22 protein-coding genes and 5 pseudogenes are annotated in these 23,862 nt (G+C 38.5%); 8 read left to right on the top strand and 19 right to left on the bottom strand.

Annotation, left to right across the window (positions count from 1 at the left end; all coding sequences use genetic code 11):
• Positions 1-12 precede the first annotated feature (12 nt).
• Complete coding sequence (locus D2C72_03065; protein QEF43370.1) at positions 13-750, top strand: hypothetical protein; 738 nt, start codon at positions 13-15, stop codon at positions 748-750.
• An 83-nt stretch (positions 751-833) separates the two neighbouring features.
• Here D2C72_03065 and flhB read toward each other — a convergent pair.
• Together flhB and mobA are read right to left on the bottom strand one after the other, a co-directional pair.
• Positions 834-1,908 (bottom strand): annotated as a pseudogene (flhB, locus tag D2C72_03060) (flagellar biosynthesis protein FlhB).
• A complete protein-coding gene (gene mobA / locus D2C72_03055) occupies positions 1,901-2,506 on the bottom strand; it encodes a molybdenum cofactor guanylyltransferase MobA (GenBank protein QEF43369.1) in 606 nt (201 codons plus the stop codon). Before mobA ends, flhB begins: the two are co-directional and overlap by 8 nt.
• Before the next feature lie 86 nt (positions 2,507-2,592).
• On the opposite strand from mobA, the gene moaA reads away from it, so the two are divergent.
• The 5 genes and pseudogenes from moaA to D2C72_03030 all read left to right on the top strand — a co-directional run bounded on the left by moaA (position 2,593) and on the right by D2C72_03030 (position 6,292).
• On the top strand, positions 2,593-3,558 hold the full coding sequence (moaA, locus tag D2C72_03050; protein QEF43368.1) for a GTP 3',8-cyclase MoaA: 966 nt from the start codon (positions 2,593-2,595) through the stop codon (positions 3,556-3,558).
• Positions 3,506-3,647, top strand: a pseudogene (locus D2C72_03045) (zinc ABC transporter substrate-binding protein). The gene moaA and the pseudogene D2C72_03045 overlap by 53 nt, the downstream one beginning before the upstream one ends.
• A gap of 171 nt (positions 3,648-3,818) precedes the next feature.
• Positions 3,819-4,642: pseudogene (locus D2C72_03040) on the top strand (hypothetical protein).
• 10 nt (positions 4,643-4,652) lie between these two features.
• Positions 4,653-4,952: a hypothetical protein gene (locus tag D2C72_03035; GenBank protein ID QEF43367.1), complete on the top strand. Its 300-nt coding sequence runs from the start codon at positions 4,653-4,655 to the stop codon at positions 4,950-4,952.
• 18 nt (positions 4,953-4,970) lie between these two features.
• Positions 4,971-6,292, top strand: a pseudogene (locus D2C72_03030) (YkgJ family cysteine cluster protein).
• An 8-nt stretch (positions 6,293-6,300) separates the two neighbouring features.
• Here the strand turns inward: D2C72_03030 and ftsY are convergent.
• Both ftsY and D2C72_03020 read right to left on the bottom strand, forming a co-directional pair.
• Entirely contained in the window at positions 6,301-7,182 is an 882-nt protein-coding gene (gene ftsY, locus D2C72_03025; GenBank protein ID QEF43366.1) for a signal recognition particle-docking protein FtsY, read from the bottom strand.
• Between the two features lie 5 nt (positions 7,183-7,187).
• Positions 7,188-7,745 carry a hypothetical protein gene (locus D2C72_03020; GenBank protein ID QEF43365.1) on the bottom strand — a complete coding sequence of 186 codons (558 nt, stop codon included), beginning with the start codon at positions 7,743-7,745 and terminating at the stop codon, positions 7,188-7,190.
• A gap of 97 nt (positions 7,746-7,842) precedes the next feature.
• Between D2C72_03020 and D2C72_03015 the strand changes: the two genes are divergently transcribed.
• A complete protein-coding gene (locus D2C72_03015; protein ID QEF43364.1) occupies positions 7,843-8,517 on the top strand; it encodes a 5-formyltetrahydrofolate cyclo-ligase in 675 nt (224 codons plus the stop codon).
• The gene (rny, locus tag D2C72_03010; protein QEF43363.1) at positions 8,417-10,006 is read left to right on the top strand and encodes a ribonuclease Y; all 1,590 of its coding nucleotides are present in this window, start codon (positions 8,417-8,419) and stop codon (positions 10,004-10,006) included. The genes D2C72_03015 and rny overlap by 101 nt, the downstream gene beginning before the upstream one ends.
• Here rny and D2C72_03005 read toward each other — a convergent pair whose 3' ends face one another.
• The 15 genes and pseudogenes from D2C72_03005 to D2C72_02935 all read right to left on the bottom strand — a co-directional run bounded on the left by D2C72_03005 (position 10,007) and on the right by D2C72_02935 (position 23,719).
• The gene (locus D2C72_03005) at positions 10,007-11,278 is read right to left on the bottom strand and encodes an MATE family efflux transporter (GenBank protein ID QEF43362.1); all 1,272 of its coding nucleotides are present in this window, start codon (positions 11,276-11,278) and stop codon (positions 10,007-10,009) included.
• Positions 11,279-11,322: 44 nt separating this feature from the next.
• Positions 11,323-12,636 carry a sodium:proton antiporter gene (locus tag D2C72_03000; GenBank protein ID QEF43361.1) on the bottom strand — a complete coding sequence of 438 codons (1,314 nt, stop codon included), beginning with the start codon at positions 12,634-12,636 and terminating at the stop codon, positions 11,323-11,325.
• A gap of 107 nt (positions 12,637-12,743) precedes the next feature.
• On the bottom strand, positions 12,744-13,625 hold the full coding sequence (locus tag D2C72_02995) for a carbon-nitrogen hydrolase (protein QEF43360.1): 882 nt from the start codon (positions 13,623-13,625) through the stop codon (positions 12,744-12,746).
• A gap of 3 nt (positions 13,626-13,628) precedes the next feature.
• The gene (locus D2C72_02990) at positions 13,629-13,778 is read right to left on the bottom strand and encodes a hypothetical protein (protein ID QEF43359.1); all 150 of its coding nucleotides are present in this window, start codon (positions 13,776-13,778) and stop codon (positions 13,629-13,631) included.
• 1 nt (position 13,779) lies between these two features.
• Entirely contained in the window at positions 13,780-14,412 is a 633-nt protein-coding gene (locus D2C72_02985) for a tRNA threonylcarbamoyladenosine dehydratase (protein ID QEF44179.1), read from the bottom strand.
• 91 nt (positions 14,413-14,503) lie between these two features.
• Positions 14,504-14,743, bottom strand: coding sequence for a hypothetical protein (locus D2C72_02980; GenBank protein ID QEF43358.1), 240 nt, complete (start codon positions 14,741-14,743; stop codon positions 14,504-14,506).
• Complete coding sequence (gene fliS, locus D2C72_02975) at positions 14,730-15,110, bottom strand: flagella export chaperone FliS (GenBank protein QEF43357.1); 381 nt, start codon at positions 15,108-15,110, stop codon at positions 14,730-14,732. Before fliS ends, D2C72_02980 begins: the two co-directional genes overlap by 14 nt.
• 73 nt (positions 15,111-15,183) lie before the next feature.
• A pseudogene (gene fliD / locus D2C72_02970) lies at positions 15,184-17,209 on the bottom strand (flagellar filament capping protein FliD).
• Between the two features lie 16 nt (positions 17,210-17,225).
• On the bottom strand, positions 17,226-17,585 hold the full coding sequence (locus D2C72_02965) for a flagellar biosynthesis protein FlaG (GenBank protein QEF43356.1): 360 nt from the start codon (positions 17,583-17,585) through the stop codon (positions 17,226-17,228).
• 92 nt (positions 17,586-17,677) lie between these two features.
• Positions 17,678-18,880 (bottom strand): M23 family peptidase, encoded by a 1,203-nt coding sequence (locus D2C72_02960; protein QEF43355.1) that lies wholly within the window; start codon positions 18,878-18,880, stop codon positions 17,678-17,680.
• Positions 18,873-19,679, bottom strand: coding sequence for an ABC transporter permease (locus tag D2C72_02955; protein ID QEF43354.1), 807 nt, complete (start codon positions 19,677-19,679; stop codon positions 18,873-18,875). The genes D2C72_02960 and D2C72_02955 overlap by 8 nt, the downstream gene beginning before the upstream one ends.
• Positions 19,666-20,337 (bottom strand): ABC transporter ATP-binding protein, encoded by a 672-nt coding sequence (locus D2C72_02950; GenBank protein ID QEF43353.1) that lies wholly within the window; start codon positions 20,335-20,337, stop codon positions 19,666-19,668. Before D2C72_02950 ends, D2C72_02955 begins: the two co-directional genes overlap by 14 nt.
• The gene (gene trmB / locus D2C72_02945) at positions 20,334-21,515 is read right to left on the bottom strand and encodes a tRNA (guanosine(46)-N7)-methyltransferase TrmB (GenBank protein QEF43352.1); all 1,182 of its coding nucleotides are present in this window, start codon (positions 21,513-21,515) and stop codon (positions 20,334-20,336) included. The genes D2C72_02950 and trmB overlap by 4 nt, the downstream gene beginning before the upstream one ends.
• Positions 21,516-21,525: 10 nt before the next feature.
• Positions 21,526-22,785, bottom strand: a complete 1,260-nt coding sequence (locus D2C72_02940) for a fibronectin type III domain-containing protein (protein ID QEF43351.1) — start codon at positions 22,783-22,785, stop codon at positions 21,526-21,528.
• Positions 22,736-23,719, bottom strand: a complete 984-nt coding sequence (locus D2C72_02935; GenBank protein ID QEF43350.1) for an RluA family pseudouridine synthase — start codon at positions 23,717-23,719, stop codon at positions 22,736-22,738. Before D2C72_02935 ends, D2C72_02940 begins: the two co-directional genes overlap by 50 nt.
• Between the last annotated feature and the right edge of the window lie 143 nt (positions 23,720-23,862).

Here is a 23,862-nt window from a genome sequence, read left to right as displayed (position 1 = left end):
ATTAGGTTGTAGATGAATTTTTATCAAAAAATACACACGCATAAAGTCGTTTTTTCTTCATTGTTTTTTTTGTTGTTTTTGTTCAATGTGGAAACTTTGTTGCTTTCGCATTTCAGCGATGATTTTTCGCAATTGTTTTTTTTGTTTGAAAACCATGTTTATGATTTCATTGTCAAATTAGATTACTTGGGGTTAATAGGCGTTTCTTTAATTTATCTGCTTGTGCTTATTCTAAAGCCTTTCACCCTCACGTGCCAAAAATGCGCTTGCATAGGGATATTATGCCTTTCTTTCTACGCTTGGAATTTTCCTATCAAAGATTCTTTAATCGTGCTTTATCTTTTCTATTTTGCGCTGTTAGCGACTTTATTGTGGCGTTTTTTAGGGGCTAGCATGAAGCAATCTTTCTTGCCCTCTATGAATATTTGCATCGTGTGGGTTTTTGCTTCTTCTTTACAGAGTTTTAGATTTTTAAGCGTGTCTGATTGCGTGGATTTTTCCCTTTTTACACTCGCTCTTATTTTATTGATACTGGTTTTAATCTACCACAAACGCCTTTTTGGGTTGTATGAATACGCTAACACGCTTATTTTGATTGTGGGGCTTAGCGTGGTAGTGCTGTGTTCTAGCATGTTCATTCAAACTAAAGAATATTATGGCATGCGATTGGGTTTTTATTTTTTAGGCCTGTTAGGGTGGCTTTTAGAATACATTCATAACACTTTAAGGCGCTTGGAGCATCAAGTTTAAAGCTCAAGTAGGGATTGTTAAAGTTTTTTGAGTGTCTTTGATTGAGTGTCTTTTTTGGGGCTTAAAAGCGGGTTTAAAAAATCTTAAAGAGGTTTAATGATCTTTTGTTTCTGGCGTTCTTGCTCTAATTTAGCCACTTGAGCAAAGACAATCGCCACGGCTTCAAACAATTCTTCTGGTATGGTAGCGTTTAATTTCACATCTCTATAAAGCTCTCTAGCGAGCGTTTTATTTTCTATAATTTCTATGTCATGCTCTCTAGCGATACCCTTAATCCTAATGGCTAAATAATCCGTGCCTTTAGCCACCACCACCGGCACAGGGTGTTCTTCATCAAATTTGAGAGCGACGGCATAATGGGTAGGGTTAGTAACCACGACATTAGCCTTAGGGATTTCTTGCATCATTTTATTCGTGGCGTTTTTTAGCATCATTTGGCGGATTTTGGCTTTGATTTCTGGGTTTCCTTCTTGCTGTTTGTATTCGTCCTTAACTTCTTGCTTAGTCATTTTTAAAGAGTTGGTGTATTGGTGGCGTTTGATGACTAAATCTATAAAAGCCAAGACAAAGAATAAAAATAAAAGCGAAGAAATGAGCAGTAACGCCTTGCTTTTAAACCACAATAACTGGCCTTGCAAATTCAAAAGAGCCGCATGGTTTAATTCCCCTAAAAATAAGGAAAAGATGAAAAACCCCAGAAAAAAGCTAAAAAAACTTTTAAAGTGATCAAACTCCCATCAAGGAGCTTTTTTAAAGAAAAAAGGTTTTTGACGCCATTGATAGGGTTGATTTTAGAAAATTTAGGCTCAATGACTTTAGGGGCAAAGAGCCAACCAAATTGCAAGACATTAGATAAAAACGCCACCACCACTAAAATGATTAAAACAGGTAAAAGCAATAAAAAAGTGTCTTTAGCCAATTGGTTAAACAGCTTTTGAACGCTTTCTTTATTAAAATCTAGGGAAAAATCTTTCAACACATGGCGATACATTTCGCTAAAACCATCCACCCACCATATAAAAAAACAAAAATACTCATTAGCCCGGCCAATAACCCTAAAAACCCCACCACTTCCATGCTCTTAGGCACATTGCCTTCTTCTCTGGCTTTTTGGATTTTTTTCGCACTAGGGAGTTCGGTTTTTTCTTCTTCAGCCATTTGATCCCTCTTTTAAAATTTGAACGGCTAATTCATAGTCTTTTAGGGTGTTTAGGTTTAAAAATTCTTCTTCTTTATCAAAATGGATAGCGGTTGAAGAGGCGTTTTTGATAAGATTGCTCAAGCGATAATTTTGCGTTTTAAGGGCGTAATTAAGGGCGTTAAGGATACTTTGATGCCACAAAGAAATCAAATAATGTTCTTTTGCAGGGCTTTTAGCATAGACTACGCTAAAGTTTTGAATCCCACAAAGAGTTTTAATGCTTTCAAAGGACACTAAAGGCGCATCTATGGCGATAAAAAAAATATAAGGGGTTTGTAGCGTTAAAAAAGCGTTATAAATGCCAAAAAGGGGTGAAAAAAGATCGCTCTCTTTTTCTAAAAGGTAGGGAGCGTTTAGTTCATACGATTTTTTAGCGCTGATAATGACTTGTTTGAAAAGTTTTAAAAGGCGCGAGTATTGGTATTCTAAAAGGCTAGAATACGATTTTAAAGGCATGAGAGCCTTATTGATTTGAATGTTATTAATGATAAAACGAGAGCTTTTGCCCCCAGCTAATAAAACGCAAGGAATGTTATCAATGATAGGGTTTTTCAAAAGATTTATCCATGTTTAATGTTGTTAAGTCATTGTTTATTATGTTACACTAAAAGCTTAAATAAAGAGCATAAGGGATAAAGGGAGTGTTAGTAGATAGTTTTAATAGGGTTATTGACTATATTAGGGTTTCTGTAACCAAACAATGCAATTTCAGGTGTCAGTATTGCATGCCCGCTACGCCATTAGATTTTTTTGATGATGAAGAATTATTGCCTTTGGATAATGTTTTAGAATTTCTTAAAATCGCTATTGATGAGGGCGTTAAAAAAATTAGAATCACGGGTGGGGAGCCGCTATTACGCAAGGGTTTAGACGAGTTTATCGCTAAATTGCACGCTTACAATAAAGAAGTAGCGTTAGTTTTAAGCACTAATGGTTTTTTACTCAAAAAAATGGCTAAGGATTTAAAAAACGCCGGGTTATCACGGGTGAATGTTTCATTAGATTCTTTAAAAAGCGATAGGGTTTTAAAAATCTCTCAAAAAGACGCTCTTAAAAACACGCTAGAAGGGATTGAAGAGTCCTTAAAAGTGGGTTTAAAACTCAAATTAAACACGGTTGTGATGAAAAGCGTTAATGATGATGAAATTTTAGATCTTTTAGAATACGCGAAAAACAGGCGCATACAAATCCGCTACATTGAATTTATGGAAAATACGCATGCTAAAAGTTTGGTTAAAGGCTTGAAAGAGGAAGAAATTTTAGATCTGATCGCTCAAAAATACAAAATAATGGAGACAGAAAAACCCAAACAAGGGTCTTCTAAAATCTACACGCTAGAAAATGGCTATCAATTTGGCATTATCGCTCCGCATAGCGATGATTTTTGCCAATCTTGCAATCGTATCCGCTTGGCTTCTGATGGCAAGATTTGCCCATGTTTATACTATCAAGACGCCATAGACGCTAAAGAAGCGATCATGAATAAGGATACAAAAAATATAAAAAGGCTTTTAAAGCAATCTGTCATCAATAAACCAGAAAAAAACATGTGGAATGATAAAAACAGCGAAACTCCCACAAGGGCGTTTTATTACACAGGGGGGTAGGGAAAATATTTATTATTTTAAACCTTTTTATTAAAAATAAAGCGGTTTGCTTAGGATTTTTGGTTATAGTGGCTAGGATTGAACAATAAGGAGGTCTTTATGGAAAAAGTCCTAGCGTTTTTTAGTCCTAGTCTTTTTATTTCTAGCTTTTCTGGGGGGGGGGGTTACTTATAAGCCTACCCTAAACCTTTTAAAATCCCCAAAATCTCTCGCTTTTTTTTAAAACTCACCTATTAACACCGCTAAAGAGAGGGTAATTCATGTTAGAAAACATGCAAAATATTTCGTTACAAAGCTCTCATGAAGCAGGGGTGGATATTACAGAGAGCAAAATGCTTATAAAATTTGCACCATTATTATTGATGAATTTATATGAATATGTTGGAAATGGCAAGGATTCCAAAGAAGCGTTCGATCAAGCCATGAATGATGCAAAGGATGTGGTTCTTAGCTATGGTAGAGCAGCCTTTCTTAAAGACATGGTTTCAAATAGTCCAAACGAAACAATCCAAAGTTTTGATGGAGACTTAGAAGGTGTGATGCACTTAGAAAAAACTGGCATAGAATGTTATAAGATATTCATTGACTATGGTTCTCAAAAGATCGATGATGATGAGCTTTCTTGTCGTTTGTTACACACTGGCACGAAAATTTTAGGCACAAAAGCTATGGCAGTTGTTGGTCAAACATTCACCCCATTCCTGGAGTTGGAGCGATAATTGGAAATTTTGTGGGGGCATTACTGAGCAAAACTCTCTGTGAAAATTTGCGAGATGCTCTAAAAGAGGCTAAATTGGCGCGCCAAAGGCGTATAGAGATTGAAAAAGAATGCCGTGAAAGTATTAGGCTGTTAGAGATCTATCGCAATCAATTTAAGGAAGTGTTTAAGCAATATTTTCATGGGAATGTAAAATTCTTTAATGAGAATTTTAATAATCTTGAGAGGGTGCTTTATGCAGGAAATGCGGATTTGGCCATAGGAGTCAATAATAAGATTCAAGAAAGACTAGGTCAAAAGCCCTTGTTTAATAATACCCAAGAATTTTTGGAACTCATGAATAATGGTGGAAAAATAGAAATTTAAAGGAGAAATCATGGAAGAACAAAAAGATATGGGTCAAAATGTGATCTTAACCAAAGTGCTGAAGTCGTTAGAAAGTGGTGGTTCTTTCAGTCAAAGAGATCGTGAGAAATTCGCACAAGCCGCTAGAACGCATGGGATTGAAGATGGCGTTATTGAAGAAATTATTGATATTGGTCAAACGCTCAGCCTTATCTACCGCCATGAAGATCTTATTGATGCAAGCGATTTATCAAGAGAACAAAAGAAAACCATGCGTGCTGAGCTTCAAAAAAGCATTGATGAAAATCTAGAAGTTTTAAAAAAATCATAAACACATAAAAGATAAAACATGCCATTACCATTCATTTTAGGAGGGCTAGCCCTAGCGGCAGCAGGATACGGAGTTAAAAAAAAGTTGATGCAGACATTCTCAGCGAAGAGACCAATGAATATATTAAGTATATCAATGAAGACAATGATTTGCTAGAGGAAGCAGAAGAAGTTATTAAAGCTGTGGCTTCTGATTGCGAGTTTGCTCTTGCGAGATTTGAAGAGAAAAAGTGTTATATTAGAAATCAAGTAATTTCAGAATTTTCGCACCATTTTAATCAATTAAAAGGATTTGAACTTAGCAACAAAAAAGATAGCATGGAAAATATCCAACTCTCTGTGTCAGATACACTAAAAATTATTGATAAAAATCTCAAGATGAGTTCCTTTGATATCTTTGGTGTCGTTGGAAATGCTGTGGGAAATTTCTCTGTGGGATTTGGTTTGGCTACTGGAGGTATAGTTGGAAGTATGGGGCTTTTAGCCGGACCTGCACTCGCTATCTTGGGAGCTTTGAGTGCTGATGAAATGGAAAAAAAGCGAGACGATGCCAAAGCTTATCTCTCTCAAGTTGAAGTAGCTGTCAAAAAAGCAGATGTAATAGTTGATAATCTTCAAGCCGTTAGGAAAATGGCAGATCTTTTCACTAAGCAGATCGCAAAACTTGATGCGCTGTTCTTCTCGCTTTCTCAAGACGCCATCGCCACGATGAAAAAGCATCACTACGATACCTCTCTTTACAATCAAAAAGAAAAAGATCAGTTCTGCGTTACCGTTTCAACGCTCTCTAGTTTGAGCGCTTTTTGAAAGTGCCTATCATGGACAAACACCAAAAACTTAATAAAAAAGCACAAAACGCCCTCAATCTCATGCGAAATCAGATAAATGCCCTAGAAAGCGGGCAAAAAAGCAGGCATTATGATGTGGCGATGATCCAATCCAATCAAAAAGGTCTTAAAAACTTGCGAAAAGGGATCGCTTGGGGGCTTGAAAGATGAAGGGCTTTAAAGGTGAGAATATAAAAAGATGAAAGGATCACAAGAAAAGCCTGATCGCTTCCCTTGCACCTCTTGTGGGCTTTGCTGTAAAAATATCACCGGAATTATTGAGCTTATTGGGTTTGATGCGGGCAATGGGGTGTGCAAGTTTTTGGATTCAGAAACCAATCTGTGCAAGATTTATGAATCCCGCCCATTAATTTGCAGGATTGATGAAGCGCGCAAAAAGCTTTATCCCCACATCCCGCTTAAGGAGTTTTATGCCAAAAACGCAGAGGTTTGTAACGCTTTGCAAGAAGCAAACCACATGGATATAAGTTTTAGGGTTATTATTAATCAATAATTTTTAATTTATTGTTCCACAAACACCGCATCAACCAAGTCTTCTATAAAGCGTTCTTCATCAAAAGCGATCAAATCGTCTTCTTTTTCGCCCATTCCTAAATAAAGAATGGGTAATTTCAACTCATACAGCACGCTTAAAATCGCTCCGCCTTTAGAAGTGCCATCAAGCTTAGTCATAATCACGCCATCTAGCGCCAAAGTCTCATGGAAAATTTTCGCTTGCGTTAGCCCAGAACTCCCTTGCGTGCCGTCTAAAATAAGGAATTTATAAAAGGGGGCGTCTTTTAAAACTTTAGAGCAGGTGCGCGCGATTTTAGAAAGCTCGTTTTTAAGGTTGGTCTGGTTGTGTAACCTCCCGGCGGTGTCTATAAAAACTTCATCTATATTTTTAGCGATCGCGCTTTCTATGGTGTTATAAGCTAGAGAGCTTGGATCGCTCCCTTCTTTGGCGCTAATGACTTGAATATTAAGCTTTTCACCCCATAATTGCAGCTGTTTGACTGCGGCCGCTCTAAAGGTATCGCCTGCCCCAAGAAGCGTTTTTTTATGCTGTTTTAAAGAGAGCTTGGCTAATTTAGCGATCGTTGTGGTTTTACCCGCCCCATTAACCCCCACGATGAGATGCACTAAGGGTTTTGTGGTGATGGTCTTTAGGCGGGTTTTATCATAGTAGCTTTCCCCACGCACAAAACGCAACAAAGCGACTTCTAATTGCTTGGGCGTAACTAAATCGCCTAAATGCTGTAACAAGTTCTCTATCAAATCGTATTGGATGTCAAAACCAATCAAAATTTCTTCTAATTCCTCTTTAGGAATATTTTCACGCTTTTTTTCTTTAACCTCTTCACCCTTAATTTTATTGACAATTTTTTTGAAAAAATTAAACATTAAATTCAGTCCTTTAAATTGGAAATATCAAATTGGAGCATTTCTATTGGCACGATCCCTTGATACATTTTAATCAATTGGTGTTTGTGATATAAGAGCATGTTAAAAGAATGGTTTAAAATATCATACTTTAAATGATCAAAAAGAGCGGTATCTTTAGAGTTTAAAATCATCAAATCAGCTTGAGAACGCACGCTAAAATCTTTGATTGCATCGCTTGAATAGGGTTTATTGAGTAAAATAAGCACCCTCAAACGATCTTTAAAAGTTTTTTTTAAGATGTTAAAGCTGGGGGCGTAATCTTTTAAAGAATTATCTAAAGTGCTTAAAACTAATAGGGTAGGGGTGTTGGAATCCGGGCTGATATTTAGAGAATCTAAATCGCCTGTAATGGTGTATTCTTGGTTATTCAAATCCATAGCAGTGTAGGTTTTAGGGCTATCTTGTTGGGTGGTATTGTTTTGAGAATCTTGAGATTTTTGAGAATTTTTACAAGCGCTAAAACCCAACAAAACAATCAAAACCAGCGCGATAAAACGCAAAAAATAAGCCTTAATTCTCATTATAAACACATCCTTAAGAATAATAAAATGGTAACTAATAACCTAAAATTATACTATAATGTAAGTCTAAAATTTAAGGATTATAACCATTAAAACGATTTTTAGAGATTTTTGTAAAGAACGCTTGAAAAGGGCTAAACCGACCAAAGATAAAGCAGTCAAGGATAAACTGGCTTGCAAGCTTTTATTTTTGAAACTCAAAGATTATCAAAATATTTTATTGTATAGCCCGTTAGGGCATGAGCTTGACATTAGGCCTTTGATTTTTAGGTTAAGACAAAAAAATAAGCGCGTGTGGTTGCCTAAAAGCATCAAAAAAGGCACTCATTTTTCTAAAGAGGGTTTTACTATCGCGCCCTTTAGGTTGCCCTTAAGGCGTTTGGGGTGGTTTGATGAGCCGAGTTTGTCGCGTTATTATAAGCGGGAATTAGATTGTATTGTCGTGCCGATTTTAGGGATGGATACAAGCTTTAGGCGCGTGGGTTTTGGGCTAGGCATGTATGATAGGAGTTTGCCCCAATTATTCAAAAGGCGGCTAAAACGCCCCTTAATCGTGTTTGTGAGTAGGGAATTAGCTCTAGCTAATGGTGTTCTTACAAACGCTTATGACATTGAAGCGGATCTTTATATGAATGCTCGTATCGTTATGAAGAATAATAAAAGGAAACATTATGAGCAGCGGGTTAATTTACATTTCATTAGAAGTCTTAGTAGCGTGTTTGATTACCGCTCTAATCATGTATTATGTGATGAAAAAGATCTATTATGCTAGAGGGCAAACCATTTTAAAAGGCGCTTCAGCTAAAGCCAAATTAATGGAGTTTCAAGCGAAATCTTTTGTGGAAGCTGAAGAGATACGCATGAAAAGCCGAGAATGCAAATTGCAGAAACAATACGAAAACAAAAATTTGCAACTTCAAACCCATTTTGAAAAAAAAGAAGCGCATTTGAAGCATTTAGAAGCGCAGCACAAAGAATTTGTAAGAGATGAAAAACGCTATTTGGAAAAGGAAAAACAAGAGCTTGAAAAAGAACGCCAAATTTTAGAACAAGAAAAAGAAAATTTTAAAAAACAGAGCGCTGTTTGCAAAGAAGCTCAAGCCAAAGCGCTAGATGCGATGCTCAATTACATGGCTTATACTAAAGATGAAATTAAAAGCATGATTTTAGAGCAATTAGAAGAAGAATTAGAAGCCCAAAAAAGCGCGTTAATCAAGCGTTATGAAAAAGAAGCCAAAGAAGAGGGCAAGAAAAAGTCGTATGCCATTTTAGCGGAAGCAACAGCCCGTTTTGCGGGTAATTATGCGACAGAGAATTTAACAACTCGCATTGCTTTGCCTTGCTCAGATTATATCGGTCGTGTGATAGGCAAAGATGGGAAAAATATTGAAGCGTTTAAAAAGGTCAGTGGGGTGGATATAGAATTTAGCGAAGGTAGCAGCGAATTGTATTTGTCCAGTTTCAATCTTTATCGGCGTGAAGTAGCGAGCGAGACGCTTAAAATTTTAATAGAAGACGGCCGTATCCAGCCTAACAGGATTGAAGAGGTTTATCATAGAGTCGCGCGCAACATGGAAAAAGAATTGCTTTCTGAAGGGGAGAGCGTGGCGCTAGAATTAGAGCTTGGGGCTATGGAAGATGAGCTTAAAATTTTAATAGGCAAAATGCGTTATCGCTCCAGTTTTGGGCAAAACGCCTTACAGCATTCTAAAGAAGTCGCTCTTTTAGCCGGCTTGATTGCAGAACAGCTTGGAGGGGATAAAAAGCTCGCCAGAAGAGCGGGTATTTTGCATGATATTGGTAAAGCACTCACCCAAGAGCTTGGGAGAGACCATGTGAATTTAGGGGTTGAGGTGTGCAAGCGCCATAAAGAAGACCCGGTTGTGATCAATGCGATTTATGCCCACCATGGGCATGAAGAGATCAAGAGCGTAGAGTGCGCGAGCGTGTGTGCGGCTGATGCACTTTCAGCAGGGCGTCCTGGGGCTAGAAGAAAGAGCGATGAAGAATACGCTAAACGCATGCAAGCTTTAGAAGAGATCGCGTTAGAATTTGATGGGGTGGAAAAGGCGTATGCGATGGAGAGCGGGCGAGAATTAAGAGTGATTGTCAAATCCAACCAAGTCAGGGACAATCAAGTGCCTATTATTGCCAGAAAGATCGCTAAAAAAATAGAAGAGAGCGCTCAGTATGTGGGTGAAGTGGGCGTGCAAGTGGTGCGAGAAAATCGTTTCAAAACGACCGCTACGCTCAAGCAATGATTAAGCCTTTTTCCCGCACCTTTTCCAAATGCCTTTAGAAAAAACTTTATAGTAGATGAATGAGCGCAAAAAAGTTTCTGATGCGATCACTACAAAAATAAATTCCACCTTAAAATGATAAATTAAAAGCAAGTAAATAGGCATGATCCTTAACCCCCATAAGCTTAGGGTGTTAATGTATAGTGAGACTTTAGAAATGCCAGCCCCTCTAAAAACTCCATCTAGCACAAAATACCCAATTAAGGGGGCTTGAGAGAGACCCACAGCGATCAAATAAGATCGCGCCACTTCTAAGACTTCTTCATCTTGAGAAAAAAGGCTCGCAAATTCTTTAGCGAATAAAACTAAAACAATCCCTAAAACCCCCATTAAACCCATAGAGATTTTTAAAATCAAATGCGCGTATTCTGTGGCGATCTTTGGCTTGTTCGCTCCTAAATTTTGCCCTGTTAAAACCATCGCTGCAATCATAAACCCAAATCCGGGCATGAACGAAAAGGTTTCAACCCTGATGCCTATTTGCATGCCCGCTAACACCTTATCCCCATAGCTCGCTACAAATTTGGATAAGAGGATTAAAGAAAACAAACTCAATAAGCGCTCAAACCCGGCCGGCCAACCCACTCTAAACATGGTTTTTAAAAAAGAAAAATGAAAGGTTATTTTAAATTTTAAAGGGATTTTTTTAATTTGTATCCAAAAACCAAGCGCGAGTAATTCCCAATAAGAGACAACCACATTCGCTAAAGCAGAGCCCACAATCCCCATTTCTTTAAAACCAAAATCCCCAAAAATCAAGGCTTGATTCAAAAAAATGCATGCGATGACCATGATGATTTTGACAATAAAGGGGGTTAGGGTGTCTGAAAAACTAGCGAGCGCTGAAACTAAAACATTTTTTAAAAAAATACTCGGTAGCGCGATAACTAAGACTTCTAAATAATCTTGCGTCAATTGGCGCGAAGGATTTTGTAATTGCATCCAATTTAAAAAAGGCTCAATCAAAAAATAAGAAGCAAACAGCACGCCTAAACAGATGACAAGCGCCCCTATGAAAATACTAGAAAAGGCGTTATTGATTTGAGCAAAATCCCTAGCTCCCACAAGCCTAGAAAGAATGGCGTTAGTGCCGGTGTATAAAATCGTGTTGATGCCATAAAAAAGCATCAAAAATTGCAAACCCACCCCTAAAGCCACAATGTGATGGTGCGAAATCTTACCCACAAAAAAAACCGAGAGTGCGACCACCAACACATCTAAAAAGGCATTGATTCCAGAGGGTAAGGCTAAAGAAAAGATTTTCTTAACTTGATAAATTAGCCTAATAGTAACGCTCCAACCACTCCAACAACAATCAAAGGGAGGTTATAGACTAAAAAAGTCGGCACGCATGTGTCATAGATATGATTGTGTTGGTTGTCTGCGTTAAGCCCGCAAGTGGGCCCCATGGTGCTATCGCTAGCCGGTGAGCCTGCATCGCCTAAAGCTGCGGCTATGCCGATGAGTAAAATCGTAGATTCTATGCTAAAACCTAATTTCGCGCATAAAGGGACATAAAACACAGCGATGATAGGGATAGTGCCAAAAGAAGTCCCTATCCCCATAGTGATAAAAAGCCCTACAACAAGCATTAAAAAAGCCCCTAAAAGCTTCCCTTGGACTACGCTTGTGATCGCATTCACTAGGCCCTCTATCGCATGCACTTTTTGCAACACTTCTCCAAACCCGCTAGCCACTAGCATCACAAAAGCGATAAACGCCATCATCTTCACGCTATCATCCATAAGCGAGTCTGTTTCTTTAAACTTAATACCACGGCCTAATAAGATGATCGCTAGCGCTAAAAAGGCGGCTAAGGGCATCGAATCGGTGGCTAATTGGATCACAAACGCCACGACAATCCCTATAAAAGTCAAATAGTCATGGTAGTTTAATTGAAGCGAGGCGTAATCTTCTATATTAAAAGATTTTTCTTGGTAGCACCTGGGTTTTTTGTATAGCGTTAATACCGCTAAAAGTAGCCCAACGACCATCGCTAACCCTGCTATCCACATCACTCCCGTGATTTGCGCTATGGTGGTGCTCACGCCATTAGCTTTTAATTGCTCTAAAATAGTGGTTTGAAAAATCAAGCCAAACCCTACAGGAAGCACCAAGTAGGGGGCTTGCAAGCCAAAGGTTAAAGCGCAAGCGACCGCTCTTCTATCCAATTCTAGCCGGTTCATCAAATGCAAAAGAGGGGGGATTAAAATAGGGATAAAAGCGATATGCACCGGCACTAAATTTTGCGAAAAGCATGCGATGAAAGCGATCAAAAAACAAAAAGTGGATCGCTTGTAATCCATTAAGCCTATCAGCTTACTCAAAGCGACTTTAATGAGGTTGCTTTTAGCGATCGCTACCGCCAAAGCCCCTAAAAGGATGTAGCTTAAGGCGATGTTTAAATTGCCTTTCATGCCGTCTATCATTACATTAAAACTCTCTGTGATTCCAAGCCCTCCCATAAGTCCTGCTATGAGAGTCGCGCTAATCATAGAAAGCATGACATTGAGCCTTAAAAGGCTAAGAACGCACATGCAAATGATGGCCACAAAGGCAGGATTGCTCCATATAGAGCTATTTTCTAGCATTTTTGCTCCTTGTTAAAATAAAGATACCGCGCAAAAATGATAGAACTTTTGCACTTGTTTAGCGCAAAAAATTACACCTACCATGTCAATCCTTTCTAAAATAATCTCTAATCCCCATAGCGTTTCAACAAATCGTTATAAAAATCAATGCGTCTGTCTCTTAGAAACGGCCACATTCGGCGCACTTCTTCGGTGCGTTCTAAATCAATTTCTGCATACAAAATCTCTTCTTTATCGCTCGCTTTAGCCAAAAATTCGCCCAAAGCCCCCACCACAAAACTAGAGCCAAAAAAAGTAATGCCCCCCTTAATCGCGCCGCTAGGATCTAACTCTACGCCCACTCTGTTAGTCGCAATCAAAGGCAAGCCATTAGCGATCGCATGCCCTCTTTGGATCGTCTCCCATGCGTTTTGCTGACGCTTTTTTTCTTCGTTAGAATCTTCTTCTAAAAACCCTATCGCGCTAGGATAGATTAAAATTTCTGCCCCTTTTAAAGCCATGATCCTTGCTGCTTCAGGATACCACTGATCCCAGCACACCATAAGCCCTAATTTGCCCACGCTTGTAATAATAGGCTCAAAGCCCAAATCCCCCGGCGTGAAATAAAATTTTTCATAAAACCCTGGGTCATCAGGAATGTGCATTTTGCGATACACTCCAGCGATTGATCCATCTTTTTCAAACACAACCGCACTATTGTGATACAACCCTTTAGCGCGCTTTTCAAATAAAGAAGCGATAAGCACCACTTGAAATTTTTGAGCTAAAGCGCTAAAAAAAGCCTTATCTTCTTCAAAATACTCGCCCAAATCAAAAAATTTAGGGTTTTCGCTCTGGCAAAAATAACTATAAGGGTTCAATTCTTGCAACACCACTAAATTGGTCTTAGGGTGTTTTTTTAGCGCTTGTTCAAGCAAGTTGGCTGTATGCTCTATGGTTTTTTTTCTAGAGCCGCAATAAGCATGCTGGAGAACGCCTGCATAAATCATTTTTCACTCTTCTTCATAATCAGAGTTATAGTCTTCATAATCGTCATCATCATAGACATTCTTATAATCATTATACTCTTCATCTTCTTCTTCAAAGCCCTCTAATTCTTCTTCTTCTTCAAAATCTTCCAATTCGTCTTCGTAATCTTTCATTTCATTGCCTTTCATTGTTGATAATGTCTTGCACGACTTCACTCGCTATTTGCAAGCCAAAACTCGCCGTAACCGCATTAAAACTCCCAAGCTCTATGCAATGCGGGACTTCAGGGCTAAAAACCACTTTAAAATCCCCTTTAAAGCGGCTTTTTTTTAAAAAATCTCTAAATTTACGCCCGAATTTATCGCCATAGCTTTCCCACACGCTCCCCACTTGGATGTGTTTAGGATTCAAGCGTTTCGCACTCCCCATAGAGCTGATAAACTTCCCGTAAGCGAAATTTTGACACTTTATCGCTAAGCTTGTTTTAATAGGCAAATCGTCCATGCAATCTAAAATGTAATCATAATCTCTAAAATTAAATGAATTTAAAAACGCTTCATCTATGCGATAATTCAAAGCTTGAATGCCTTTATAGAGATCTTGCAACACCAACACTTTAGATTCTCCTATCCTTTCTGAGCCAATCTGGCGGTTTTGATTGGTAACATCAAACACATCTTTGTCAATGATGGTGATTTGCCCTATCCCCACACGATACAAAGCGTCTAGCGCAAAGCCCCCAACGCCCCCCACACCACAGATTAAAACCCTTTGTTGGCGGATTTTTTCAAAATCGTTTTTAAACAACCACCTTATGCGCGTGAATCTATCTATGGGTTCAGACAATCTTTAGCCTTCAATAAAAATAGTGCTTTTATTGTATCGTAGTTTAAAAAATCTAAGACAAAAATTTTTGAATCTTCTTAGCCTTATGCATTTGTGATTGCAGTTCTTCTTTTTCTTTTTCTAATAGTTCAATGCTTTGGGCTATCATTTCCTTAAGGCTTAAAAGCGCATCTAAATCCAAGCTTTTTATTTGCTCTAAAGAAAGGCACTCTATCAATGAAAAGGCCTGCTTAGAATCTTTTTTAACAAGAGCGATTTTAAAGGAATCTAATAACGCATTAGGCGAGTTCATCTGAATGGATTTCCCTCCAAGCTTCTAACAACCCCCTAGCCACATTCAACACCAAATCAATCTTACTCGCGTCATTTTCCACATTGGCTTGCGTTAAAACTTTGATTTGATGGGTGTATAAGCCTGTAAGATACACGGCCACTTCCCCCCCTTTTTCATAGTCTAAAATATTCAACAACTCCGTGAAAATATCCGTAACCCTATTAATATAATAAATCTTTTTTTCAATGTCTTCATTTTCAATACAGCGTTTGGCTTGCGAAGAAAATCTTAAAATCCCTTCATAAAGCATTTCAATGAGTTTTGCTGGGGATTCCACACTCACTCGGTTATGCTGGTAGGCTTGATAAGCGTTAGCGTATTGCATAATGTTCCTTTATCCTTTAAAATTGATGACTCTCTGTTTTTTTAATTCTTTTTAGCCGCTGCTTGATCGATCATCATTTGCACGGAATTGAATTTTTGATTCGCTTTAGAGATTTGGCTATCATAAGCCGCAAAACGCTCCGCCATGATGTTGTAGCGGGTTTTTAAAAGCTCTTGAGCGTTTTCTTTGTCTTTGGTCAGGCTTTTAGCGTCTCTGTCTAGGGAATCTTCATAAATCTTTAATTTAGCGTTCCCTCCGTCTATGAGATTAGCGATAACTTGATTGAATTTAGAAAAAATGCCCTCTTGGTGGATTTCTCTGCCCCCCATATCCTTGCTATCGCTCCCATAGAAAAAGTCTTGAGTCGCTTTAGGGTTAGAATTTAATGCGCTTGATAATTTAGCTTCATCCAAACTCATCACGCCCTTATCGTCTAAACTAAGCCCGTATTTCATCAAACTTTCTACCCCATTATCCGTATGCACGCTATAAGAAAACACATTATTAAGAGAGGATCTAATGGCACGAATATCGCCCACGCCGTTAAAAATCCCAGCGATTTTAGTGTCAGCGTCATAGCGCGTGTCTTCATCTAATTTAGGGATAAGCTCATTATAGGCTTTGACAAATTCTTTAAGGCTGTCTGTAATGGCTTGATTGTCCCTACTCACGCTGATAATGGCAGGTTTATTAGGCTCTGTGGTTTGCTCTAAAGTGATATTAACCCCACTGATCACATCATTGACCTCATTAGTGGGGCGCGTGATGCTCACCCCATTATAAGTGAATTGTGAATCGCTCGCTTTTTGCAAATTCTTAGACATAAAAAGCGTGTCTTGCGAAGCTTCATAAGATTGCACCATGCCAGCGCTCAAACCCAAATCCTTCAAACTGGCCTTGCCTAAAGCGTCCTCGCCCTTAATGGTGAGCATTCCGGTTTTAGAATTGATCACAAGCTTGCCTTCGGCGTTCTTAAACGCACTCAAGCCTTCTTTAGCGTTGATCGCTTGAATGATAGCGTCTGTGTTTTCTTCGCTAGTGTTGCTCTCTTTGGTTAAGGCTTTTAAATCCAGTTTTTGGCCATTCAAACTAACCACCCCTTCTAATTTACCCTCTTTTATCGTGCGAGCGCTTTTTAACAAATCGCTTTCTTGGGCGGTGGTTTGCAAAAACCCAAGCTCTTTAGCCTTACTCCCTTTAATTTCAATGTTTCCCCCACGCCTGTCATTAATGATTAAAGATTCCCCTCCATGAAGAGTGTCTATGGAAATATCCCCATTAGCGATCAAATCTTTAAAATTAGGGTCATTTTCTAAAGCCTGCTCCATCGCTTTTTGGATCGCGGTGTTTTTTTGTTTGATAGAAGCGCTTTCAGGGAGCTCTAGCATGATAGGGACTTCATGCATATTCCCATCAGCCCCCTTTAAATTCAAACTCAATTCGCTTTTCCCGGCTCCATCAAGCCCTAAAGAAAGGGCGTTTTTGTTAGTGAGCGTGGATTGGAGGTGTGAGCCAAAATAGACCCGGTTGTCTTCGCCAGTGTTTTTGGTATTCACCATTAATTGGTAGGGGTCATTCCCTCCTGTTTTCATCACAATGCCCATCACTTCGCCATTGGTAGCGTCTGTGATGCTTTGAGCCACATCGCCTAAAGTCATTCCTGCTTTAATATCAACGGCGTAGTCCTTGTTTTGCGTGTAAAATTTGAGCGTGGTATCCACTTGGCTAAAAATATCATCTCTTGAAGAAAATTTCGCCCCTAGTTCGTTAATATCGCCTTGCGCTAAATTTTGCACATCCACCTTAATATCTTGAATAGGCACGCCAGCCCCCACGCTCGCGCTCAACGCATCGCCTGTAACATTGCTTTTTCGGCTGATATAAGTGGAATAATCTGAAAGCGTTTTAACCGGGCCTTTTAGAGATGAAAGGAGCGTTTTAATTTCTACAAGGGCTTTTTGTTTTTCAACATTTTGCTCCATTTTCTTGTCTAGTGGGGCGATTAAAGCTTTTTCATCAGCGTCCTTAAGCTTGTCAATCACATCGTAATTCAAAACCTTACTGCCAAGCCCTAATGAGCTTAATGAACCTATTGCCATGTTTTACCTCTAATGTTTAGCCTCTTTTATCAAAGATAATGCCTATCACATCGCGCATTCTTTGCATAAGCTCCACGGCTTCTTTAGAGGGTATTTCTCTTATCACCTTATCCCCATTAGCGTCTTTGACTGAAACCACTAACCCTTTAATCGTATCGTTATAACTAAAATTAATATCCGTGCCAATGCGTTTCATTTCTTCATTCAGACGCTCGCTCAATAATTCTAGTTTGGGTTTGTATTGATCAGGGTCTATTGTTGTCTTAGATTCATCAATAGTGTTTATAGTGTTTGTGCGACTGATCTTTTTTGTGGGGGTTGTTTGAACGCTTGTGTGAGATGTGGGAATCCCAATCCCTTGAACTTTATTGACCATAAAAACCTCCAAATTTTTCCATGCCTACAAGTATAATGATTTCTTTGTTTGCATAAGCTCTTTAGCCAATATCGGCAATAAAAATGATTTGTTTAATTGCGTGCGATGAGTTCTAAGGGGTTAATGTGCTTTTCTCTCATAGTAACTTCAAAACCCAAGCGTTGCTCAATGCGCCCTAAAACATAGCCTTTTTGGATGTGCATGCCGCTTTTAATGGTGGGGGCGATTTTATCCAGTTGAGAATAAATCGTGCGGATGCCGTTTTTATGCTCAATGATAACGACTTTTTTAAGCATGTTGATTTCTTTAGCGAACACGATTTTCCCGTCCAAAACATTACGCACCAAAGCGTTTGGGGTTTTTGACACCAGCGTAATAGACTCGCTAAAAATTTTTAAATTATAAACCGGATCAATATAGGGGCCAAATTTTTGCACCACTTCATAATCGTTCAAAGGGGCGATCGTTTTTGGCCCGTTATAGCTCGTGGTGTTGATATTTTGATAAGAGCTAGCCACTTGTTTGACTTCTAAAGCTTGAGAAGATCTTTTCAAACTGACTTTTTCTTCATTTTCTCTGTTTTGTTTGATGATATTCAAGCGTTTTAAAAGGGCGTTTAAATTCTGGCGCTCTTTTTCTAAAAGGGTTAGGCGTTGGTTATAGATCGCATAATCTTTTTGCATGCTCAAAATGAGCTTATTTTGTTCGGTTTGCAAGGATTTTAAGGTTACTTCACGAGTTTTTTGCTCATCTATGACAGATGAGATTTTTTGAATGCTGCTTTTGACTTTTAAAGCTTGCGTATTGAGATCCTTTTCTTCTTGGCTCAGTTGCGACATTTTAGACAGAGTGCTTTGGTGCAAGTTTTCAAACGCTACTTGTAAAATCACATCATTAGAAGAGGCTAAATTCTGCCCCTTTAGGGCTTGTGAAAAAAGAAAATCCTCTAAAAGCGTATCAAACACCCTCTTTTGTAAAAACGATCGTTGTTTTTGCAAATGATCTAAAGACTTGCGATAGTTGGTTAGGACTTTTTCTTGAGCCAAACTTTCGTTACGATTTTTTTCAAGACTCTTTTTTAAGGCGGCCATTTGGCGCTCCATCTCAACCTTTTGAAGCTCTTTAGAGCGGATCGCTTCGCCTAAAGAACTCAAACGGCTGTTTAGTTGGTTTTTTTCTTCATGGGTTTTTTTCAAAAGGGTTTCTTTATGCTGGATATCTTTAGCAATATCGCTCACTTTTTGCGTGTTAGCTGATAGTAAGGTGGCTAACAAAAACACCCCTAATTTATACATGTCTAGTCCTCCAAGCTACAAGTAAAACAGAAACAAATGAGACCACAAGGCTAAAAAGCAGTCCCCATAAAAAATGGTTTAAAACAAACGCGTCTCCTATAATACCCAAAGTATCCATCGTTTTTTCAAAACCTTTTTGCGAAGTGGTATAGAGCATGAGCATGGGGGCTAAAAAACTAGCGATTACAGAATCCATTAAAGCTATTTTATACAAAAACCCGTTTTTAAAAGACACTGAAGCCCCTAATAAATCCATGATCTCTAACCTCTCATGGTATTGATAGATCCAGATGCGGACTTGCTTAAACATCAATAAAACCGATAAGACAAAGACCACTAACGCAAAGATATAGACCGCTGCTTTAATAAAACTCAAGAGATCATACACTTGCATGTAAGTTTTGGCAAAGACTTCAACTTTTTGAACGCCAGGGATTTTGAGTAATTTTTCTTTAATGTTTTCTAAACGCTCTTGAGTGGGGAATGTGGAAAGTTGTAAAGAATAAAAAAAGGGTAAATTTTTTTTTAATTCCTTAAGCCCGTCTGTACCTAAAGTTTTTTGAAGAGGTTCTAAAGAATAATTGGGATCAATTTCTTTTAACGCTATGATTTCGCTAAAATTTTGGCGCAACAATTCCAAGCCTAATTTTTGCGTGCTGGCTAACACGACTGAATAATCTTCAATCAATTTTTTTTCTTTTTGTTCTATGGCTTGATTGATAAACAACACACACTCCAAGCTAAACAATAACGCTACTAGGGGAATGATAAAGGCTAAATGCTTTTTAAGAGTATTCATAAACTTCCCCATCTTCTATATAAAATTTTCGGTGATAAGCGCTAAAATTTTTAGGGAATTTGTGCGTAACCACCACGATCGTAGCGTTTAATTGCGTGTTCATGCCCCTTAACAGGCTCCAGATTTTATCGCTAGAATAATCGTCTAAATTCCCGGTAGGCTCATCGGCTAAAATGAGTTCAGGGCAGTTCGCCATAGCCCTAGCCATAGCCACTCGCTGTTGTTCGCCCCCACTGAGCTCTTTGGGGTAGCGGTTAGCCTTATGGCGTAAATCAATATGCCCTAAAAGTTTTTCTAGCTGCAAGTGGCATTCTTCTTTTTTAACGCCACAAATCACCATCGGTAGTTTGATGTTTTGCTCAATCGTGTAATCTTGGATCAATTTATAATCTTGGAAAACCACGCCAATATTTTTACGCAAATCCAAAATCGTTGATTTTGAAGCGTTATTCATGTTGATATTGCAAACTTCTAATTTACCGCTAAAAAGTTTTAAATCCCCATAGAACGAACGCAAAAGCGTGCTTTTACCGCTCCCGCTAGGCCCTGAAATGAACACAAAATCCTTGCGTTTGATGCGTAAATTAGCATGCTTAATGACCGGTTCGTTTTGCTGGTATTGCAAGCACAGATTGTTCGCTGCGATGATCACACTCATCCAATTCCCTTTTGGCTTAGGATATTTTGGAGCAAAAGATGCGCTTTGTGGTTGTTTAAGGTTTTTAAAGGGCTTTTATTGAGGTAAAAAATCTGATTTTCTGCCAATAAAACAAACAAACGCACAGGCCAATCAAAATCCCCCATACTCAATTCCACTAAAAAATCCCCCTTATTCTCATAAATATTACAAACATGCGCAAAATACCCTTCTTTGATGATTTTTGGGGTTTTTAAAATCGCTCCAACGCTCTTTTTACTCATTGTTATTGTATCAAAAGAAAAATCAAATGCATGGTTATCAAAAGGGGTTTCATTCGATTCTAAAGAATAAATTCTTAAATCATAAATATCTTTTTTGAGTTTATTCCAACGTGCTTCATACTTGCTGACCACCGGGATTTGAGCGTTTTTTTTGATTTCTATCTCGCATTTAAGGTTTTTTAGGGCTAATTTTAAGCTGTCTTCAAAATAAAGGCCATCATCGGTGCGTAATTCCAAAAACCCTCTAGGTTTTAAAACCCTTAAAGCTTCATTTAAAAATTTTTCGCTTAGCACTCGGCGGTGTTTTTTCTCATTCCATGGCACAGGGAAATGCACAAAAATTTTCTCGCACTTGTGATTGGGCATGCTCTCTAAAACCAAACGGCCATCGCCTTGCAAGATGTGCAGATTTTTCAAATCCAACAACTCAATTTGCTTTAACGCTTGCGCGATAGATGGGGTGTGAATCTCTATCCCTAAGCATGTTTTAGTGGGGTTGTTTTTAGCTAATTCTATCAAATGCCTCCCGCTCCCAAAACCAATTTCGGCTAAAATAGGGGCTTGATTTTTTTGGATAAAATCTTCAAAAGTTTCTAAATCAAGGGCTTTTTTTTCGCTCGCATGTTTAGAATTTTCTTGCAAATTATGCGAAATGACTTCAAAAGATTGCGAATAAATCCTTAAAGCTTGTTTTAAAATCTCTCGTTTTAAGGGCGTCGCTTTTTCGCTTTTGATCAAAAAATCACCCTCTCGCCGGATTTTTTGCAATAAAAAAACATCATCCTTAAAACTCGCATGCACACAGCTTTTAGTGGGGTGTTTTAAGCTTAAAAATTCCCTGTAAAAACAAAAATCCCCATTTGTTATTGGGTATTCTAAAGGTTTGGAATCTAATTTGGCTAAAAAATGGGGCATTAAAACCCTTTTAGCGCTCTAAAAACAAACGCACTTCTTTGCTTGGGTGCGACTCTAAACCATCTTTATCCACGCTCACCACTTGATAGCGGTAAGCCACACCCACTTTCATGTCCTTATCCACGAATTGGTTTTTGGTGATATTCCCAAAGCGCAAAGGGGTTTTAGAATTGGCTTCAAAGCGATACACCGCATAAGTGGCTATTTTAGCGCTTGGGTTATTTTCCCATTGAATGAAAGCTGAAGAGTCTTGAATAGTCCCTTTAGTGATGATAGGGGCTTCGGGCCTATCAGCAGTTTCACCCATTGCAGGCTCTTTGGGTAATGCCCCTTCAAGATGCGTTTTATCTACGGCAACGACTTTATAATAACGAGTGAGGTTGTCTTTTTCTATTTTATCCACATAGGAAGTGTTATTAGTTTGAGCGATGAATTTGTATTTATCGTTGCGGTTATTGGAAGCGTAAATGCGATAAGCTACCACATCCGCTTGAGAAGATTTATCCCAACTCAATTCAATGTGTCGTGTGAGGTTTTGGCTCACTCTAACATTAGCGATTTCTTTGGGTAAATCTTTGGTTTTCCCCTCCACTATGATGCTAGGCCTGGATTTATCCCCCATGAAATTTTCAGCAATGACTTGGTAGCGGTATTTTTTCCCATCCTCTAAATCTTTATCAAAAAACTCCACGAATAAGCGGTTTTTCACAGCCCCTACATTTAAAAATTTGCCGTCTTTATTCTGCCTTTGAATGATGTATCTTGAAACGCTGGGATTTGGGTGCGGGCTCCAAAAGACTTTCACGCTTTTAGGGTATTCAAGGCTTGCAAACACGCTTTCTACAGGATTGATAAAGGAGGTTTTTACTAAAATGGGTTCTGAAAGGTTAGAGATTTTATCGCCCTTGTAGGTGGCTAATTGGTAAGTGTAGGAACTCTCTGTTTCTAACCCCTCATCATAATAGTGGGTCGCATAAGGGTTTTTAATCGTGGCGATTCTTTTAAGCTTGGAGTCTTTTTTCAAACGATACAAAATAAACCCATCAATGTCATAAGTGTCAGCGATTTTAGGCCATTCAAAGCCCACTGAACTCACATCGTTAATCGTTTTAATGGAATGGACTACCGGAAGATTAGTATCTGTATTTTCTTGATTATTAAGGGCTGAAAAAGTATGATTCCTGGTAGAAGAACACCCTATAAAAACCGCTAATACCACACTACTTTGCAATAAAAGCGTGAAGTATTTTTTCTTCATCCAAGACCTCATCTAAATTCTCCTTGTCAAAAACTTTTTTAAGATATTCTAACATATCCTTTAATAGGGGAACTTTAAAGTGCAGTTTTTGCTCGCTTCTGGGGTGTTTGAACTCTATCAAATAGGCATGCAGCATGATTCTTATTTCTTCTTTAGAAAGCGCCCCATTAAGCCCGTAAAGGTTATCGCCTATGATGTGTCTGTTCAAATATTCTAAATGCGCTCTGATCTGGTGCGTGCGCCCGGTGAACAATTTAGCCCCTATCAAATCCATGCCATTTTGAGAAGTCAGCAAGCTAGTAAATTCGCTTTTAGAATAACGGCTTTTTTCTTTTTTAGCCGCTTTGAGCGCTATCATTTTTAAGCGGTTATTAGGGTTTCTTGTCAAATAGCATTCCACGCTCATTTTTTCTTCTTTTAAGGGCGTTGAAAGCAAGGCGATATAGTAGCGCCCCATCATTTTGGTTTTGAGTTGCTCGCTCAAACAAACATGGGTAAAATTGTTTTTAGCGATGACAATCCCTCCGCTCGTGTCCTTATCCAAACGATGCACAATCCCGTAGCGCTCTTTTAAGCCAAGATTAGAAAGCTCGTAATTTTTAGATTCCAACCAATCCACTAAAGTAGGCTCTTTCACGCTTGGGGCTTTATGGACGACTAGATTAGGGGGCTTATTCAACACCAACAAATCTTCATCTTCAAAAATGACTTCTATTTCTAAATCAAGCTCTTTTTTTAAGGGTTTGGGCGCGATTTTGGGCGTTAAAAGCGTGATTGCATCGCCCTCTTTTAAGGCTAGCCCCCCTTTTTTCACCTCCTTTTTTTGACAAAACACTAACCCCTCTTTAATCAAATTCAATACCTGGTTTTTAGAAATTTGCAATTCTTTGGCTAAAAATTCATCAATGCGTTTGTAATGGGTAGGGGCAATGAAAACTTTTTGCATTCAAACTCTTTTTTGCATTTTTAAAAACCATTATTCTACTCAAAACCTTAAAAAAATCCTATTTCATTATTTGAATACGCTATAATCGGTGAGCCAACATTTTGTGGCTCAAATCATTTTTAATGAATTGTATGACAATATTA

Origin of the sequence: Helicobacter pylori (genome assembly GCA_008032955.1) — a bacterium.
GTDB classification, from domain to species: domain Bacteria; phylum Campylobacterota; class Campylobacteria; order Campylobacterales; family Helicobacteraceae; genus Helicobacter; species Helicobacter pylori_DC.
Note: the sequence above shows the minus strand (reverse complement) of the source record. Positions and strands in the feature narration are given on the sequence as shown.

What these genes read in the sequence shown, in the direction of transcription:
- D2C72_03065 (QEF43370.1), top strand. Translation starts at nt 13, where the DNA reads ATGAATTTTTATCAAAAAATACACACGCATAAAGTCGTTTTTTCTTCA.
- D2C72_03035 (QEF43367.1), top strand. Translation starts at nt 4,653, where the DNA reads ATGGAAGAACAAAAAGATATGGGTCAAAATGTGATCTTAACCAAAGTG.
- ftsY (QEF43366.1), bottom strand. Translation starts at nt 7,182, where the DNA reads ATGTTTAATTTTTTCAAAAAAATTGTCAATAAAATTAAGGGTGAAGAG.
- D2C72_03020 (QEF43365.1), bottom strand. Translation starts at nt 7,745, where the DNA reads ATGAGAATTAAGGCTTATTTTTTGCGTTTTATCGCGCTGGTTTTGATT.
- rny (QEF43363.1), top strand. Translation starts at nt 8,417, where the DNA reads ATGAGCAGCGGGTTAATTTACATTTCATTAGAAGTCTTAGTAGCGTGT.
- D2C72_03000 (QEF43361.1), bottom strand. Translation starts at nt 12,636, where the DNA reads ATGCTAGAAAATAGCTCTATATGGAGCAATCCTGCCTTTGTGGCCATC.
- D2C72_02995 (QEF43360.1), bottom strand. Translation starts at nt 13,625, where the DNA reads ATGATTTATGCAGGCGTTCTCCAGCATGCTTATTGCGGCTCTAGAAAA.
- D2C72_02990 (QEF43359.1), bottom strand. Translation starts at nt 13,778, where the DNA reads ATGAAAGATTACGAAGACGAATTGGAAGATTTTGAAGAAGAAGAAGAA.
- D2C72_02980 (QEF43358.1), bottom strand. Translation starts at nt 14,743, where the DNA reads ATGAACTCGCCTAATGCGTTATTAGATTCCTTTAAAATCGCTCTTGTT.
- fliS (QEF43357.1), bottom strand. Translation starts at nt 15,110, where the DNA reads ATGCAATACGCTAACGCTTATCAAGCCTACCAGCATAACCGAGTGAGT.
- D2C72_02965 (QEF43356.1), bottom strand. Translation starts at nt 17,585, where the DNA reads ATGGTCAATAAAGTTCAAGGGATTGGGATTCCCACATCTCACACAAGC.
- D2C72_02960 (QEF43355.1), bottom strand. Translation starts at nt 18,880, where the DNA reads ATGTATAAATTAGGGGTGTTTTTGTTAGCCACCTTACTATCAGCTAAC.
- D2C72_02955 (QEF43354.1), bottom strand. Translation starts at nt 19,679, where the DNA reads ATGAATACTCTTAAAAAGCATTTAGCCTTTATCATTCCCCTAGTAGCG.
- D2C72_02950 (QEF43353.1), bottom strand. Translation starts at nt 20,337, where the DNA reads ATGAGTGTGATCATCGCAGCGAACAATCTGTGCTTGCAATACCAGCAA.
- trmB (QEF43352.1), bottom strand. Translation starts at nt 21,515, where the DNA reads ATGCCCCATTTTTTAGCCAAATTAGATTCCAAACCTTTAGAATACCCA.
- D2C72_02940 (QEF43351.1), bottom strand. Translation starts at nt 22,785, where the DNA reads ATGAGGTCTTGGATGAAGAAAAAATACTTCACGCTTTTATTGCAAAGT.
- D2C72_02935 (QEF43350.1), bottom strand. Translation starts at nt 23,719, where the DNA reads ATGCAAAAAGTTTTCATTGCCCCTACCCATTACAAACGCATTGATGAA.